This window comes from Knoellia pratensis, from assembly GCF_042666395.1.
In the GTDB taxonomy this organism is placed as follows: domain Bacteria; phylum Actinomycetota; class Actinomycetes; order Actinomycetales; family Dermatophilaceae; genus Knoellia; species Knoellia pratensis.
The window spans coordinates 391,384-407,222 of sequence record NZ_JBHTDJ010000001.1; the positions used below are offsets into that span (position 1 = coordinate 391,384).

The 15,839-nt window shown below is 67.1% G+C and carries 17 protein-coding genes; 8 read left to right on the forward strand and 9 right to left on the reverse strand.

Annotation, left to right across the window (positions count from 1 at the left end; all coding sequences use genetic code 11):
* Positions 1-3 precede the first annotated feature (3 nt).
* A complete protein-coding gene (pknB, locus tag ACFQRE_RS01825) occupies positions 4-1,872 on the forward strand; it encodes a Stk1 family PASTA domain-containing Ser/Thr kinase (protein WP_380118214.1) in 1,869 nt (622 codons plus the stop codon).
* Between the two features lie 127 nt (positions 1,873-1,999).
* Here pknB and ACFQRE_RS01830 read toward each other — a convergent pair whose 3' ends face one another.
* The 4 genes from ACFQRE_RS01830 to ACFQRE_RS01845 are packed head-to-tail and all read right to left on the reverse strand — an operon-like array spanning position 2,000 to position 4,390.
* The gene (locus ACFQRE_RS01830; protein WP_380118216.1) at positions 2,000-2,701 is read right to left on the reverse strand and encodes an aminodeoxychorismate/anthranilate synthase component II; all 702 of its coding nucleotides are present in this window, start codon (positions 2,699-2,701) and stop codon (positions 2,000-2,002) included.
* Between the two features lie 2 nt (positions 2,702-2,703).
* Positions 2,704-2,916: a hypothetical protein gene (locus tag ACFQRE_RS01835; RefSeq protein ID WP_380118219.1), complete on the reverse strand. Its 213-nt coding sequence runs from the start codon at positions 2,914-2,916 to the stop codon at positions 2,704-2,706.
* Entirely contained in the window at positions 2,916-3,644 is a 729-nt protein-coding gene (locus tag ACFQRE_RS01840) for a class E sortase (protein ID WP_380118221.1), read from the reverse strand. Before ACFQRE_RS01840 ends, ACFQRE_RS01835 begins: the two co-directional genes overlap by 1 nt.
* Positions 3,641-4,390 (reverse strand): DUF881 domain-containing protein, encoded by a 750-nt coding sequence (locus ACFQRE_RS01845; protein WP_380118224.1) that lies wholly within the window; start codon positions 4,388-4,390, stop codon positions 3,641-3,643. Before ACFQRE_RS01845 ends, ACFQRE_RS01840 begins: the two co-directional genes overlap by 4 nt.
* A gap of 67 nt (positions 4,391-4,457) precedes the next feature.
* Between ACFQRE_RS01845 and ACFQRE_RS01850 the strand changes: the two genes are divergently transcribed.
* Entirely contained in the window at positions 4,458-4,712 is a 255-nt protein-coding gene (locus ACFQRE_RS01850; protein ID WP_380118227.1) for a cell division protein CrgA, read from the forward strand.
* Positions 4,713-4,977: 265 nt separating this feature from the next.
* On the opposite strand, the gene ACFQRE_RS01855 is transcribed toward ACFQRE_RS01850, so the two are convergent.
* Both ACFQRE_RS01855 and ACFQRE_RS01860 read right to left on the reverse strand, forming a co-directional pair.
* Complete coding sequence (locus ACFQRE_RS01855) at positions 4,978-5,910, reverse strand: rhomboid family intramembrane serine protease (protein ID WP_380118230.1); 933 nt, start codon at positions 5,908-5,910, stop codon at positions 4,978-4,980.
* Positions 5,911-6,071: 161 nt separating this feature from the next.
* Positions 6,072-6,590 (reverse strand): peptidylprolyl isomerase, encoded by a 519-nt coding sequence (locus tag ACFQRE_RS01860; RefSeq protein WP_380118233.1) that lies wholly within the window; start codon positions 6,588-6,590, stop codon positions 6,072-6,074.
* 175 nt (positions 6,591-6,765) lie between these two features.
* On the opposite strand from ACFQRE_RS01860, the gene ACFQRE_RS01865 reads away from it, so the two are divergent.
* Entirely contained in the window at positions 6,766-7,707 is a 942-nt protein-coding gene (locus ACFQRE_RS01865; protein ID WP_380118236.1) for a hypothetical protein, read from the forward strand.
* Positions 7,708-7,819: 112 nt separating this feature from the next.
* On the opposite strand, the gene ACFQRE_RS01870 is transcribed toward ACFQRE_RS01865, so the two are convergent.
* Together ACFQRE_RS01870 and ACFQRE_RS01875 are read right to left on the reverse strand one after the other, a co-directional pair.
* The gene (locus ACFQRE_RS01870) at positions 7,820-8,626 is read right to left on the reverse strand and encodes a class II aldolase/adducin family protein (RefSeq protein ID WP_380118238.1); all 807 of its coding nucleotides are present in this window, start codon (positions 8,624-8,626) and stop codon (positions 7,820-7,822) included.
* Positions 8,623-10,212 carry an FAD/NAD(P)-binding protein gene (locus tag ACFQRE_RS01875; RefSeq protein WP_380118241.1) on the reverse strand — a complete coding sequence of 530 codons (1,590 nt, stop codon included), beginning with the start codon at positions 10,210-10,212 and terminating at the stop codon, positions 8,623-8,625. Before ACFQRE_RS01875 ends, ACFQRE_RS01870 begins: the two co-directional genes overlap by 4 nt.
* A 246-nt stretch (positions 10,213-10,458) precedes the next feature.
* On the opposite strand from ACFQRE_RS01875, the gene ACFQRE_RS01880 reads away from it, so the two are divergent.
* The gene (locus ACFQRE_RS01880) at positions 10,459-11,415 is read left to right on the forward strand and encodes a helix-turn-helix domain-containing protein (RefSeq protein WP_380118244.1); all 957 of its coding nucleotides are present in this window, start codon (positions 10,459-10,461) and stop codon (positions 11,413-11,415) included.
* 14 nt (positions 11,416-11,429) lie between these two features.
* Here the strand turns inward: ACFQRE_RS01880 and ACFQRE_RS01885 are convergent, their stop codons facing one another.
* Positions 11,430-11,897 carry a pyridoxamine 5'-phosphate oxidase family protein gene (locus ACFQRE_RS01885; RefSeq protein WP_380118247.1) on the reverse strand — a complete coding sequence of 156 codons (468 nt, stop codon included), beginning with the start codon at positions 11,895-11,897 and terminating at the stop codon, positions 11,430-11,432.
* A gap of 145 nt (positions 11,898-12,042) precedes the next feature.
* Between ACFQRE_RS01885 and ACFQRE_RS01890 the strand changes: the two genes are divergently transcribed.
* The 4 genes from ACFQRE_RS01890 to ACFQRE_RS01905 all read left to right on the forward strand — a co-directional run bounded on the left by ACFQRE_RS01890 (position 12,043) and on the right by ACFQRE_RS01905 (position 15,834).
* Positions 12,043-12,603, forward strand: a complete 561-nt coding sequence (locus ACFQRE_RS01890; protein WP_380118250.1) for a flavin reductase family protein — start codon at positions 12,043-12,045, stop codon at positions 12,601-12,603.
* Positions 12,604-12,671: 68 nt separating this feature from the next.
* Positions 12,672-14,021 carry an FAD-binding oxidoreductase gene (locus ACFQRE_RS01895; RefSeq protein WP_380118253.1) on the forward strand — a complete coding sequence of 450 codons (1,350 nt, stop codon included), beginning with the start codon at positions 12,672-12,674 and terminating at the stop codon, positions 14,019-14,021.
* Positions 14,018-15,220, forward strand: a complete 1,203-nt coding sequence (locus ACFQRE_RS01900) for an acyl-CoA dehydrogenase family protein (protein ID WP_380118256.1) — start codon at positions 14,018-14,020, stop codon at positions 15,218-15,220. The genes ACFQRE_RS01895 and ACFQRE_RS01900 overlap by 4 nt, the downstream gene beginning before the upstream one ends.
* 35 nt (positions 15,221-15,255) lie before the next feature.
* The gene (locus ACFQRE_RS01905) at positions 15,256-15,834 is read left to right on the forward strand and encodes a TetR/AcrR family transcriptional regulator (RefSeq protein ID WP_380118259.1); all 579 of its coding nucleotides are present in this window, start codon (positions 15,256-15,258) and stop codon (positions 15,832-15,834) included.
* The last annotated feature ends 5 nt before the right edge of the window (positions 15,835-15,839 follow it).

The window sequence follows — 15,839 nt, forward strand, 5'->3', positions numbered from 1 at the left end:
GCAATGAGCGAGGATCCCCTGCTGCTCGGGGGCCGCTACGAAGTGGGGGAACTCATCGGCCGTGGTGGCATGGCCGAGGTGCACCTCGGCCACGACACCCGTCTGGGGCGTCAGGTCGCCATCAAGATGTTGCGCAGCGACCTGGCGCGCGACCAGTCCTTCATCAAGCGGTTCCGGCGCGAGGCGCAGTCCTCGGCCGGGCTCAACCACGCCTCCATCGTGGCCGTCTACGACTCGGGTGAGGAACACTCGATCGAGTCCGGCGGGGCCAAGGTCGCCGTGCCCTACATGGTCATGGAGTACGTCCAGGGACGCACGCTGCGCGAGATCCTCACGGACCGCGACCATCTGCCCGCCGAGGAAGCGTCCCGTGTCACCGAGGGGGTCCTCGACGCGCTCGCCTACAGCCACCGCATGGGCATCGTCCACCGCGACATCAAGCCGGCCAACGTGATGATCGCCAAGGACGGCACGATCAAGGTCATGGACTTCGGGATCGCCCGGGCCATCGCCGACACCGCGGCCACGATGACGCAGACGCAGGCCGTCATCGGCACCGCGCAGTACCTCTCACCCGAGCAGGCGCAGGGTCAGACCGTCGACGCGCGCTCGGACCTCTACTCCGCTGGCTGCATGCTCTACGAACTCCTCGTCGGCCGCCCGCCGTTCGTCGGCGACAGCCCCGTCTCCATCGCCTACCAGCACGTCGGCGAACAGCCGGTCGCCCCCTCGGCCCGCGAGAACACCATCAGCGAGGATCTGGACGCCGTCGTCCTGCATTCCCTCGCCAAGGACCGCGAGAAGCGCTACCAGGACGCCGGTGCCTTCCGCAACGACCTCCAGGCCGCCCGCCTCGGGCGCCCGATCAGCGCTGCCGCGATGGCATCACTGGCCGCACTCGCCGCCGGTCCCGCCGCAATCAGCACGTCCGAACCAACCGAGGTGTATGCCGCCACCACCCGTCCCCGGGACGGCTCACCCGGGGCTGCGCCCGGGTCGACGACGTCGACGTTCCCCGCCGCGGTGGACCCGGCGGAGCGAGGTCGGCGCCGTGGTGCCACCTACGTCATGCTCACGGTCGGCATCATCGCCGCGCTGGCCCTGCTCGGCTTCGGTGGTTCGCAGTACCTCCAGATGCGCGAGGACGCCAAGAAGGTCTCCGTTCCGGTTCTCGAAGGCAAGCCTCGAGCGACTGCGCTGAAGTTGTTGAGCGACGCCAAACTCGGCTTCACCGAGACGACGGCGAAGAGCGACACCGTCCCCGAGGACTCGGTCATCGAGCAAACCCCCGGGGCCGGCACACGCATTGACCCCGAGACGACGAAGGTCGCGATCGTCATCTCGACCGGGCCCAACGCCGTGACCGTGCCCGACCTCAGGGGCATGACCGTCGCCGAGGCGACCGAAGCCCTGACGACGGCCAAGCTCGCGATCGGGACGACCACCAAGGTCGACACCGACGACCAGCCCAAGGACAGGATCGTGTCGAGCGACCCGACCCTCGGGACGTCACGTCCGCCCGGGTCGATCGTCAACGTCAGTGTCGCCACGGGTCTGGTCGTCCTCCCGGACCTCAAGGGGAAGACCCAGGACGAGGCGGCGGCCGCGCTCATCAACCTGGGACTCACCCCCAAGACCGACTACCGGCAGACCTCGCGCGCCAAGGAGGGCACGGTCGTCGACCAGAAGCCGGGCAAGGACGAGAAGGTGGCCGTGGGATCGGTGGTGACGATCGTCGTCGCGCAGAAGCTCCCGCCGCCGCCGGTGACCACGACACCGTCATCGTCATCGTCCGGGTCACCGTCACCCTCGGGCACGCCGAGCCCCACGCCCACCGACTCGTCCACGCCGACGATCCCGCCCACCCCCTAGCCCCCCGCAAACCCACTTCGTGCCCCGCACGGACACTTCCCAACCCACTTCGTGCCCCGCACGGACAGGCGCGCTCGGCCCGTAGGGCCCCGCGCCTGTCCGTGCGGGGCACGAAGTCGGGGGCAGGTCAGCCGGCGACTCTGGCTGCGACGTCGGCGCCGTCGTGGACGAGTGGGCTGAGCCCGTGGGAACGCTCGACCGCGCTGGCGTCGCCGCACACCTCCAGCCAGTTGGCGAGGAGCCGGTGACCGCCCTGGGTGAGGACGGACTCGGGGTGGAACTGCACCCCGTGCAGCGGCAGGTCGCGGTGCTGGACGGCCATGATGATGCCGCTCTCGGTGTGGCCGGTGCCGATGAGTGCGTCGGGCAGGGACGGCGGGTCGATCGTCAGCGAGTGGTAGCGCGTCGCGGTGAACGGTGTCGGCAATCCCGCGAGCACGCCCACGCCCGAGTGGTGCACGAGCGAGGTCTTGCCGTGGAGCAGTTCGGGAGCGCGCCCGACCACCCCGCCGGCCACGACGCCGAGCGCCTGGTGTCCGAGGCAGACGCCGAGCATCGGCTGGGACCGCTCGCCGCACGCCTCGATCATCGCCATTGAGACACCGGCTTCCTCGGGCGTGCCCGGGCCGGGTGAGACGAGGACGCCGTCGAAGTCGGCACCGTCAGCCGGCGCGATCGCGTCGTTGCGCACGACGGTGCACTCCGCGCCGAGCTGCTCGAGGTAGCCCACGATCGTGAAGACGAACGAGTCGTAGTTGTCGATCACGAGAATGCGACTGGTCGGTGCGCTCGGCGCATTGGCGGCATTCGGTGCGCTGGTGTCGTTCATCATCAAAGGACCTCACGGTGCGAAAACAGCTGGGGCAGAAGGGCACTGGCACCAGTGTCAGCGCCAACTGTGGTCTCGTCGTAGGGCAGCCACGACGCGACCAGCGGGAAGAACCACTCGAAGCACACCACGACGACGCCCGCGAGCAAAGCCACGAGCAGCAGGGCCTTGAGCGGGACGGGACCGGGAAGCACACGCCAGAGGGCGGCATACATCAGGTTGCTCCGTTCGTGGCCGCACCGGTCACCGCGACGGCGAGCGACGGCGCGCCCTGCGCCCTGGAGCGGGTCTCGACGAGTTCGGCGTGCACGACCCACCGCTGCTTCGCGCTGAACTTGGGGTGGCACGAGGTGAAGGTCAGCAGGCGCTTCGTCGGCTTGGCACTGCGATCGCCGGGCACGGGCGCGATGACCTCGGACTGCCAGGGACGGACGATCTCGTGGCTCGACACGGCATACACGGTCCATCCCGCGGCGGTCTCGACGATGATCCGATCGCCGTTGCGCAGGCGGTCGATCTGGCTGAGCGGCTTGCCGTAGGTCGTGCGGTGCCCGGCGATGGCGAAGTTGCCGACCTCGCCCGGCCCGGCCGTGCCGACATAGTGACCCAGGCCTTCGGCCAGTTGCTTGGCCCTCGTGCCCTCCACCAGCGGGCGCGCGTAGTCGGCACCGAAGCGCGGCACCCGCACGATCGCGAACGCCCCGGCCGGAACCTTCGCAGCACCAGCAGTGCCCGAGCCGGGCCCCGGCGCCGGTGCCGGTGCCGCGGCGAACTCGCGCGACAGCGTCGACACCGTTGCGGCGTGCACCTTGTCGGATTGGACGTCGGTCCACCACACCTGCCACACGACGAAGAGCACGACGAGAGCCCCGAGCGTCATGAACACCTCGCCGATGACTCCCAGCACGCCGCCACCGCGCCGAGGGTGACCGTGGCGACTCACTTCTTCACCGTGGCGTACTCAGGCGTGATCGACCCCGCGTATGCCGGGAACTCCTGTCGATCGTGCGTCGTCACCTCGTAGCCCAGGCCGACGGCCCTGACGTACTCCTGGTAGATCTGGATCTCGGGCGACTGGGTCAGGATGTCGCGCAGCGTGGCCGGGTCGCCGATGGCTCGGATGCGATAGGGCGGCGAGTAGACGCGGCCCTGGAGGATGAGGGTGTTGCCGACGCAGCGAACCGCGCTCGTCGCGACGATCCGCTGGTCCTGGATCATCATCGCCTCGGCACCGCCGGCCCAGAACGCGTTGACCACAGCCTGGACGTCCTGCTGGTGGACGACGAGGGCATCGGCAGTCAAGCCTTCGGGGATCCGGTCGGTGGGCAGTTTGGAGTCGTTGAGCTGGACCTCGACGACCGGGCCCTGGACGGCGGTGCGACCGGCACTGACACCCAGCGCATCGGCCTTCTTCTCGAGACCTGCAACGGCGGCGTTGCCGGGTGCCCCGTCGTGGGTGAGGTCATCAACCTCGGTCGTGAGCTTGCCCAGCTCGCCGATCATCCGCTTGTTGTCCTGCGTCTTCTCGCGAATGATGTCGGGCAGTCCAGCGGCATCGGAACGCAGGCTGCGCCCCTGCGCGGCCGAGCCACTGGTCGCAAACAGGATGCCCGCGATGACGGCCACGATCGGCACGAGCACCGACCATGGGCCGGGTCGCGTGGTGAGGAACGCCTTGCCTTGGACCACGGGTCACCCCCTCTTCCTGTTCAGGCTCTACGCTAGGCCACGACACCACACGCCAAGGAGACAGTCCGTGCCAGAGTCCAAGGGCCGCGCGAAGCCCGCATACACCCCGCCCCGCACGGCGCAGAGCCGCGTCACCAAGCCGAACCCGCGCTGGTTCGTGCCGCTCATGCTCGCGCTGATGGTCATTGGGCTCCTGTGGGTCGTGACCTATTACATCTCCGGCGCGAAGGAGTACCCCGTCCCGTCGCTCCACCGCTGGAACCTCGGCGCCGGGTTCGCCTTCATGATGGCCGGCTTCCTCATGACGACGCGCTGGCGCTGACGCCACGCCCCCGCAACGCTGAACGGCCCCTGACCTTCGTGGTCGGGGGCCGTTTCGCTGTGTTCACCGCAGACCTGGGCGTATGCCGTGTGGACAGTTCTGTGGACAACGCGCGAGTTGTCCACAGGGGTTGTCCCCAATGTGGATGAATGACACCGATGTAATCCACAGCCCCCTCACCCCCGACTTCGTGCCCCGCACGGACACGCCAAGGAGGCCTACGGCCGACGGAGCGTGTCCGTGCGGGGCACGAAGTCGGTCCGGGTCAGATGGGGGAGGTGGTGAGTGCGTACTTGACCACGGCGAGCACGGCGAGCAGCACCGTGATGCCGGTGAGCGCGATCCAGTGGATGGCGAAGCTCGCCCGCTGCGTGCCGCCGACCTCGGGCCGCTTGCCCAGGTAGGCGAAGACCGCGGCGCACGCCATGCCGACAAGGAACCCGCCGAGGTGCGCCTGCCAGGCAATGTTCGGGACGACGAACCCGATGACCCCGTTGATGGCGATGGTCGCGTACATCGTCGCGGCTGACCGACCGAGCCGGCGCTGCAGGATGAGGAACGCGCCGAACAGCCCGAACACCGCGCCCGACGCCCCGACGGCCGCGGTCTCCCACGGGCCGTAGCCCTCGACGCTCACCTGGTCGGCCGTCCTCGGGAACGCCAGGAGCAGGTAGACGACCGACCCACCGAACGCGCTGATCAGATAGAGCGCCGCGAACCGGGCCCGACCGAGCATCGGCTCGAGGTACTGGCCCATCATCCACAGCGCCCACATGTTGAAGCCGATGTGGAGGAAGTTGTTCGGGGCGTGCGCGAACGCCGACGTGAGGAAGCGCCACGGCTCGGTGTCGCCGAGGTAGGGCGCGAACGCCACGTCGTTGGTCAGGCCCGGCATCGCCATCTGCCCGACGAACACGGCCACACAGATCCCGATGATCGTCATCGTGACGAGCGGACGTCCACCGATCGCGGCGACGTCTCCGCCGAAGATCGTGCGCCCCTGCCGGATCGTCTTCGCGCCCTCGCGGACACAGTCGACGCACTGCACCCCGACGGCGGCGGCGCGCTGGCACTCGGGGCAGACCGGCCGTCCGCATCGTTGGCAGCGGACGTAGGACACGCGGTCGGTGTGGCGCGGGCAGACCGGGACCTCTTCCGGGGCACCGGGCTGTTCGTATGCCGTGGGCTCACTCACCATCCCGAGTCTAGTGGCGCACTCTGGACCTTCCCTGAACGCGCCACCACCCCTGAAGACGACTTCGTGCCCCGCTCGGACACGATCCGTCGGCCGAAGGCCTCCGTCGTTGTGTCCGTGCGGGGCACGAAGTCGAACTCACGCGTTGAAGCTGTGAGGGGTGCTCAGGCCTCGATGTCGAAGCTCTCGATGATGACGTCGTTCTTGGGCTTGTCCTGACCACCGGTCTGGACGGCCGCGATCTTGTCGACGACGTCGCGGCTCTCCTGGTCAGCCACCTCACCGAAGATGGTGTGCTTGCCGTTGAGGTGCGGGGTCGGCGTCACGGTGATGAAGAACTGCGAGCCGTTGGTGCCCTTGCCCATCTGCTTGCCGGCATTGGCCATGGCGAGGAGGTAGGGGCGGTCGAACTGGAGCTCCGGGTGGATCTCGTCGTCGAACGCGAAGCCGGGGCCACCGAAGCCCTGGCCGAGCGGGTCGCCGCCCTGGATCATGAAGCCGGGGATGATGCGGTGGAAGATCAGACCGTCATAGAAGCGGTCGGGGTTGGTGCGACCCGCGTCGTCCTTGAACTCGAGCTCGCCCGTGGCGAGGCCGGTGATGGTCTTGACCGTCTTGGGAGCCTGGTCCGCGAAGAGGTTCAGGTTGATGGTGCCGTGGTTGGTCTTGAGAGATGCCTTCATGCCTCCACTCTATGGGTGCTCGACGGGTGCGCAAATGCGGAGGTGAGGGGGGCGCGAAGGGGGGCGGACGGCATACCCGAGATGTGGTCTTGGGGGGTGCCCCGACTGTCATGACCAGCGGAAACAGTGTTTGATGGGAAGCAGTCGTTCAATCGTCCCTCGATAGGAGAACGCTGTGTTCCGCACCAAGAGCAAGACCGAGAAGGCGCGCGAAGCGGTGGCCGCTCGCGTCGAAACTGCCGCCTCCACCGCATCCGACGCCACGTCGGCGGCACAGTCCACCGCCGCAGACTTCACGTCGCGCGTCGCCGACCTCCGCGACAAGGCTGCGCCGCACGTCGAGAGTGCCCGCGAGACGGCTCGCGCGTACGCCGACCAGGCCGCGCCCCGCGTCCAGGAGGCTGCTGACAACCTCGCGCCGAAGGTTCAGGACGCCAAGGACACCTTCATCGACGACATCGTCCCCAAGCTGGCGTCCGCGCTCGCGACCGTCATTGCCGGAGCCGCCGCTGCCAAGGGCGCTGCGTCCGAGGCTGCCGAGCGTGCACCCGACGCGTACCACGTGCTCAAGGGCGACGCTGTCGCCAAGCAGAGCAGGCGTGGTGGCAAGGGACTGCTCGTCCTCGGCCTGCTCGCTGCGGGTGCCGCGGCCCTCGCGTGGAAGAAGTCGACAGAGAAGAAGGACCCGTGGGCGACCGCGGGCGCCTACACCCCGCCGGCCGGTGGCCGCGCGTCGACCGTTGGCGGTCACTCCGCGTCCAACGGTGCGTCGGTCAGCGACAAGGTGACCGACCTCGCCACCGCCGCCAAGGACAAGGCTGCTGCTGCGGGTTCGGCCGTCAAGGAGAAGGCCGCCGGGGCCAAGGACGCCGCGTCCGACAAGGCCGCTGACAAGGTCGAGTCCGCCAAGGGCGCGGCAGCGGCCAAGGCAGACGAGCTCGCCGACGAGGCGCAGGCTTCGGAGTTCGGTGGCGAGCCCACGACCGAGACCGTCGAGGGCGACGCCTGGTCCAGTGCGGGCGAATGGGCCGACGGCTCCGCTCCCTCCACGTCGGGCACGTCCGAGGGTTCCGACCTCTCGACCCCCAACATCGACAAGGGCCACGACAAGCACTGACCCTTCGGGTCACACACGCGAGAGGCGGTATGCCGGGTGCCCACCCGGCATACCGCCTCCGTCTTTTCCCCCCTTGCGTCCGCCCCCTCACCCCTGGTCGGGGTCCGCCTTCTCAGGCATGGCCGAAGACATCGGGCTGCTCGTGGGCCAACTCGTCATAGAGCAGCTGGAAGGAGAACCAAGCCAACTGGTTGTCACCGAAGCCGTCCTTCGCGCTGAGGGCCTGCTCGCGTGTCATCGGCACCGGGGTGCCTGCGGCCAGGGCCGCCAGCTGGACCTCGGCGCAGCTGTCAAAGGTCAAGAACCAATGAATCGCAGCTTCGAGGGTGGAGCCGACCGTGATCAGGCCGTGGTGCTTGAGCAGGATCGCCTTGGCATCGCCCAGGTGATCTGCGATGTCCTGGCCCTGCTCAAGGCTGACCGAGGGCCCCTCGTAGCCGGTGTAGAGGACGTGATCCTCGTAGAACGCGGCTGATTCCTGATCGAGCGGCTCGAGCACCCTCTCCAGGGCGCCGAGCGCGCGCGAGTTGACGGTGTGAGCGTGAGCCGCTGCTTCAGCCTCGGGGTTCCGCTCGTGGATGGCGGCGTGAATCACGAAGGCGCTCGGGTTCACCCGGTGCTTGCCCTCGACGACGGCGCCGCTCGCGTCCACGCAGATGAGATCGCTTGGCGTCATCAACTTGAACGAGACGCCGAAAGGGTTGACCCAGAAGCGATCTCGGTGCTCGGGATCGCGCACCGAGATGTGGCCAGAGATCCCCTCGCCGAACCCCAGGCGTCCGAAGATCCGCAAGGCTGCGGTCAGGCGAAGCTTCCGATGCGCCCGCTCGTCCGCAGGATCTGCAAAACGGGGTGGGGTCGGAAGCGGCAACCCGGTGTGGGTGTCGGCGAGATAGGCGGGGGCTTGAGCGGTGGTCATGCGAGGGCTCCTCGGTCGGCTCGCGACGCAGGGTCGCGGTCGTGGATGGGCGAGTGGATGGCAAGGGTGGGCAGGTCATCACCGCGCTGCAGGAGCGAGAGGTCCAAGGCGATGTCGATGGCTCGATCGACCAAGGACTCGATGCCAAAGGTGAAGAACAGGGACCCGGCCGCGGGATCGCCCAATGTGTAGAGGCCGGACTCCTCGCCTGAGGGTGACGAAACGCGACTTGTGCTTCGATCCGTGACGAGACCCCCATGGCGGTGCCGTCGGGCAAGACCATCTGTCACCAGTGAGTCGACCAGCTCAGCGGTCTCGGGGGAGTAGCCGCGGACCCGTGCGTTGACTGCGCTGACAACGGTGTCCACCACTGACGAGCGTCCGTGAACCGTGACCTCGAACCCCGGCGCCGGAGCTGCCTTCCCCACCAGTTGGAGCCCTGACTCAACAGTCAGCTGCCCGCCATCGATCATGTCGACGAGCAGACGCGCACTTTGGGGTGGCATGGGACAGCAAATGCTCATCATCGTTCGGTAGTGCGACGAGAGGAGCAGGTCCTGCTCCGCGTCGGGCAGGTACGGCCAGATGTCCGGTCCGGCCTCCGGGATGGCGCGCTGGGCGAGGCGCAACGCGAGCGAGCTGTCCTCGACCTCTCCGAGGTGGCGCCGCAGTCGCGAGACGCCGTCCTCGGTCTGCACCCGAGCCAGCTCGTCGACCAGCCGCTCGTCGGATTCGCCCCAATGCTCCAGCTCCTGACGAAAGACCCTGACCACGTCGGTGAGGGTGAGTGATCCCTGTTCATGACGGAGTCGGGCGAACGTCTCCCGGGTGAAGTGCGCGAGGTCAAGGGTGACCGCGCGCTGCCTCACACCGGGAAGCGCACCTGAGCGAGAGAGCAGCCGGATCGGGCCTTGGTGCCCCTGTGACCTGAGGGCCAGTGCCACGTCCACGGCCGTGAGTCCGGTCCCGATCACTGCGACGGTGTCCATGCGGTCAACTCGGCGAAGGTGATCGGCAACCGGGTACGGGTCGGCGATGAAGCCAGGGACTCCCCTGAGCCCAAAGACATCCGTCGGTCGGCCTGCCCCGGTGGCGAGCACCACACGGTCAAACGCGAGGAACTCTGGGCCAGATTCGTCGGCGATGACCCTGAGTGAGTGCGAGTCGGTGCGCTGGATCGCCTTCACGGATCGACGTTCAATCCGGACCGACCAACCCCGCCGTGCCAGATCGAGAAGGGCTTGTCTTGCCGACTGCTCAAGGTAGTCGCCGTACACGGGACGGGGCATGAACACGCTCTGCGACACCGGGTCGGCGAAGGACTCCATCGGGCCGCAGAAGATCCGGCGCGCCGCCAGCCAGTCCTCCACATGCCCGTGGTCTGACCCGTCCACCGACATGTCCGTGGGAACGGAGTTCACGAGGACACAGTCGGCGTCGGGCTGGTAGGCGCGCCCCCTCCACAAGTGCGCCGACGGCTCGAAGATGGTGATGTCCATGGGCTCGAGCGAAAGGTCACTACGCAAGGCGCAGAGCAGCGCCACCGTCGAAGCCCCCGCTCCGATGACCGCCAGCGACAGTGTCATGTGGGCATGTGCCTTTCCCTTGTTCCCTCCGGGCCACCCCAGCGATGGCCACCTCAGCGAACGTAGGCCCTGTGCCAGCCTGAGGGCCTACAGATTGCGAAAGGGTTCTGGCGATTTTGCGAACCATGAACGCGCCTCGTGCTCGTTGGCCAGAGGATCGTTCGGCCGGGCGTCGCCCATGTGGTACTCATACGCGTGCGGGCTGATGTCCTCTCGACCGGTCCCTACACATCGGGGAGCACCTACGTGACAACCACAATCGCGGCACGGGAGCACCACGCGCTCGCCGAATGGAGCACGACGGTCAACAAGTGGTGCGGACCGTTGGAGGTGTGCGGAGACAAGCGCACCTTCAGCAACGGTGACCTCACAGTCGAGCAGTACGGCCGGGTCCGAGTCAGCACGATCCGTGCGGACGCTCACGCTGTGCGTCATCGGCCGCGGCCCGGCTCCGACGCGGCGTATGTCTATCTGTTCATGCCACTCGAAGGATCCCTCACGCTCCTGGAGAGGGGGACCACAACGGTTGTCGGGGTCGACGAGCTCATCGCGGTCGACGTGTCGCGGTCCTATCAGCTCGCAGCTCAGGAGCCAGTGGCGTTCATGGCCGTCCGCATCCCCTATGTTCTCGCCGGCCTCTCGCCTCATTGCACCGACAAGGTGACGGGCCACCTATGGGCCAAGCCGCACGGCCTGGTCCCGGTGGTTTCCCAGACGCTGCGGGCCATCGCCTCCAACATCGGAGCGCCGCGAGGCGTGGCCGCCGAGAGCATGGGCCTCACCGTCGGTGGGCTCGCCACCGCCCTGTTCGCTGAACGCCTCGAGTTCGAGACCACCGACCGATGCTCCCTGAGGCAGGTTCAGTTCATGAGCGTCCAGGCCTACATTCGAGAGAACCTGCGCGACCCGGACCTGACGCCCTTGACCGTCGCTCGTCACTTCCGCATCTCGGTCCGCTACCTGCAGCAGCTGTTCGCCGACCAAGCGATGACGCCGGCGAAGTGGATTCGCACTGAGCGGCTTGACCGTTGTCGGACGGACCTGCTGAACCCCACGTGGAGCCAGGTCACCATCGCCGGGATCGGTGAGAGGTGGGGTTTCAATGGCTCATCGCATTTCACGCGGACCTACCGGGAGCACTTCGGGGTTCCTCCGAGTGCGACCCGGCAGAACCAGGTGACCTCGCGGGCCGCTTCTGCGTGACGTCGCCGGGCCCGTCAGTCCTCCCGATCGTGGGGCACCGGGTTCGTGACGAACGAGGTCGGGGTGATCAGTACAGCTGCTCGCCGATCCTCAACCATTTCTCTGTCGTATGCCGCCATGTCCGGGTGGGTGCCGCCTGCGGCGGCATAGATCGTCCTCAAGAGCCCGGGTACCTCAGTCGCGGCGATCCGCGCGTGTGGGTCATCCGGGCCAACGATCTCCGCAGCTCCGATCGCAGAGATCCAGTCCCAGCCTGAGCGGAAGACCAGGGATGCCTGGGGAATCGCGCGCAGATTGCGCAGTTTGGCCGTGCCTCCACGCGAGACGAAGGCCAGCACGGTGTCCCCGGTCACCGGATGCGGGATCAGGCCGACGTTGACCAGCGAACTCGACGGGGTGCGGCCGGGAAACTGCGTCACGAGGATCGCGAGCCAGTCCTCAGCCGCCCCGAGAGCCTGTATCCGTTTCACCTTGTCGACCATTGAATCTGCGCCTGGGGCTGCCATACGACCAGCGTGCCTCATCCTTGGCCTGCCCTCATTTCAGGAGGAGTGACGTGCGCACACTGGCAAACACCAGTGCGCAAACGCACCAGAGGACCCGCCTCGGTGCTGTCAGGCTCGACCGGTGACCACGACACTTGCCCCCCAGACAGCGATGAGCGCCGTCGGCCTCCGCCAGGTCATGCGCTCCTTCGCGACCGGCGTCTGCCTGGCGACGACATTCACTGACGAGAGCGATCGGCGAGTTCACGACGCGATCACCGTCAACTCACTCACGTCAGTCTCCCTCGCGCCACCGTTGATCTCGGTCTGCCTTCGTAACGACTCGATGTTCTTGGCGGACCTGATCGCCTGTCAGGTGTGGGGAGTCTCGATCCTTGACCTCGGCGGGGATGACCTCGCGGTGCGGTTCTCCCGCGATCGGGAGGAGCGCGCGGAAGCTCTGGCCGGCGCGGGTCTCGTTCCTGGACCCAGAACGGGGGCGCTCGTGAAGTCCGGGCACAGCTGGATGGAGTGCGAGCTCTTCCGTCTGGTTGAGGCCGGCGATCACACGGTGGTGATCGGTGAGGTCCTGAATGCCGAATCCGCCATCGGTCGACCCCCACTCCTCTTCCTCCATGGCCGCTTCCGGGCTCCGCGTGCGCCGTGGGGCCTCGGCGAGCAATCAGGGGTCGGGTGCCCATGAACCTGCTGTGGTCTGTCTCTGCATCACCCGTGCCCACCCGACGTCCCGATCCGGGAACCACTGCCAGCATGTCCCCCGAGCGAGAGATCCGCGACCACATCAGCCTGGCCAGTGTCGAAGACGTACAGCGCCTCGTCCGCTCGCGAACACCCGGTGACCCACCCCTGCACATCGTGAGCACTGGACGCTCTTGGGGAATGGGTTCGTCATTGCCCGCGAGCGGCCCCGTCGACACGATCGACCTTGCGGGGATGAGCGCGATCCGCGACCTCAACCTCGATCGTGGGTATGCCGTGGTCGAGCCTGGGGTGACACAGGGTCAGTTGGCGAGTGCCCTGTCCACGACGTCGTGGATGGTCAATGTCACCGTGTCGTCAGCACACACCAGCATCGTGGGGAACCTTCTCGATCGAGGGGTGGGTCTGCGCCACCAACGCACCGAGGACGTGCTTGGCCTGGAAGTCGTGCTGGCCGATGGTTCGCTTTCCCACCTCGGTTGGTGGCCCGACGGTGGCCAGTCCGCTCGTTATCGACACGGTCTGGGGCCAGACCTGTTGCCGGCGTTCCAACAGTCGTCGTTCGGAGCTGTGACCGCGGCAGTCATCCGGCTCATTCCGCGACCAGAGGCGGGTCGACTTCTGCAGTTCACGATTCCTGAGGGATCGCTTGCCGATGCCATGGACGAGGTGCGGCACTGGGTCACGCAGGGGGTGACCCGCGCCGTGGTGAAGGTCTACAGCCCGGCCGCGGCCGCGCCGTATGGGGCGACATCGGGCCACTACCTTGCCCACGTCTACGTCGACGGCCCCATGGAGATCGTCGACGCCAGTTCACGCTGGCTCATCGAGCGAGCCAGGGTGAGCGGGCACTTCGGTGGGGTGGACATCGGCAGCGACCCTGCCCGATCTGAGTCGCAATGTGCTCTCGATCGAGCAGTGACCGCCAGCTACCAGGGCGACCCCGACGAGACGGACCACCTCTTCGAAAGCAAGATGGGTGTCGCCGCGGACGAGATCGACGAGCGCCTCGGCTTCTTGATGTATCTCCCCCTTGTGCCCTTTCGCGGTTCGCAGGTTGCTGCGGTCGCGGCCCTGGTTGCGCAGCAAGCGATGGACACCCCGATCGGCGTGACCTTCAATGCCCTCGACACCGAGGTCATCGACTGCGTGGTCACGGTGCGGTTCGCAAGGGAGGAGGGGTCGCGCGCTCTGGCCTGGAATCGGTTGGAGTCCTTGGCAAGCACCCTTTCCAACCGCGGGTACCAGCCCTATCGCCTCGGCGCTGATCTCTTCGGCCCGGGGCCAGAACTCGTCAACCCCACGGCGCAGGCCGTGAACGGCGCCGTCAAGAACGCCCTTGATCCCGACCGAGTATTCGCATCCGGTCGGTACTCCGACCTTCGAGAGGAACGCCCATGACCCTGGCACCAGACATCCTTCGCCAGCCCGCACCCGTGAAACCGGCCGACGTGATCGAGCGAGCCAAGGCCGCGATCCCTGCACTTCGCGCCGCCTCCGCCGACATCACTGCGGCTGGCTGCCTGCCCAACGACGTCGTCGAACTTCTGAAGGGCATCGGCGTCTTCCGCATGGGAGTTCCAGCGGAACGCGGAGGCCCCGACCTCACGCCAATGGAGCAGACGCAGGTCGTTGAGCTGCTCGCGCAGGGGGACCCCTCTGCGGCATGGTGCGCCATGATCGGGATGGATACCCCCTTGTACGCACAGTTCCTCGATACCGAGGTCGCTGATGCCCTGTTCTCCGACCCCGACACGGTCACAGCTGGCCTCATCCTCCCGATCGGTCGGGCTGACCGGGTCGACGGTGGCTACCGTGTCACGGGGCAGTGGCCTTTTGGCAGCGGGATCACCCACGCGGACTGGGTTGTCGCCGGGTGCCGAGTCTTCGAGAACGGCGAGCCGGTTGCCGGGCCGGAAGGTATGCCGTTCCTCTGGCGCATCATGATCGTGCCGCGGTCGGACGTCGTCCTGCTCGACACCTGGAACGTGACCGGCCTCCAGGGCTCGGGCAGTCATGACTACCGACTTGATGATCTGTTCGTTCCCACGGAACGATCGTTCACCTTCTCGAAACCGCGCGACAGCGGCGCCCAGGCCACACCTGAGGCCATCCTGCGCAACATGCCGGGGGTGCCCCTCGGTGTGACACGGGCAGCCATCGACCACGTCAAGGGCCTGGCGGGCACCAAGGTTGACCGCTCGACCGGCACACCGTGGAAGGACAGCGTCCGCGTCCAGATCGCGGTGGCCGAGGCTGAGCAGAAGCTCGACATCGCTCGACGCGCCGTCTATCACGGGCTTGAGGAGCAATGGCAGTGTTTGACCGCTGGTGAGCAGATGTCTGACGAGCTGCGGATTGCACCAGTCCTGGCGCGTGTCCATGCCTTTCGGATGGCGCGCGAGGTACTCAGTGACCTCACGGACCTGGTGGCCACCCAAGCGATCCGCCACAGTTCGCCGCTTGCCGGGTGGCTGGCTGATGTCACGGTGATGCGCCAACACGTCATCGCCCAGGACGAAGTGCTGCAGTCCGTGGGTGCCCTGCTGCTCGGGGGACGTCCGTCAAACCCCTTCAGCCTTGGCTTGGTTCACGGGTAGTTGACTCTGAAGTCAAGAACAGACAGGATCATCGCATGGGCCGACCACGCACTTTCGACACCGAGGACGCCATCCGCGCGGCGACGCGCACCTTTCGTACACACGGGTACGCCGACTCGTCTCCACAGCTCCTTGCTGAGGCCATCGGTATCGGCAAGGGCAGCCTCTATCACGCGTTCGGTTCCAAGCATGACCTGTTCATGACGTGCCTCAGCCAGTACGCCGACGAGAACTATGACGACTTCATCCGTGACCTCGCTGGCACCGAACCGGCCCGCGACCGTGTCCGTCGCGTCTTTGAGGCGACCGTCGCTGCGGACCGCAGCGATCCTGATCACTCGGGCTGCTTGATCGTCAACACGGCGACCGAACGCGGCATGTCCGACACCGCTGCCAGCAATGTCGTGTGGAACTCGATCGCTCGCACAAGAACTGCCCTGCGAGACGTTCTCGAAGAGGGTGTCGAGCGCGGCGAGATTCCTGGTGATCGCGATCTCGACGCCCTGGCAGACATGCTGCAGTGCACGATGATCGGCCTGCGGGTGCTCGGTCGCGTCTCCGAGAACGACGACCACGTCAGAACAGTCATCGAGGCGGCAGTCACCCACATCTGAGGACA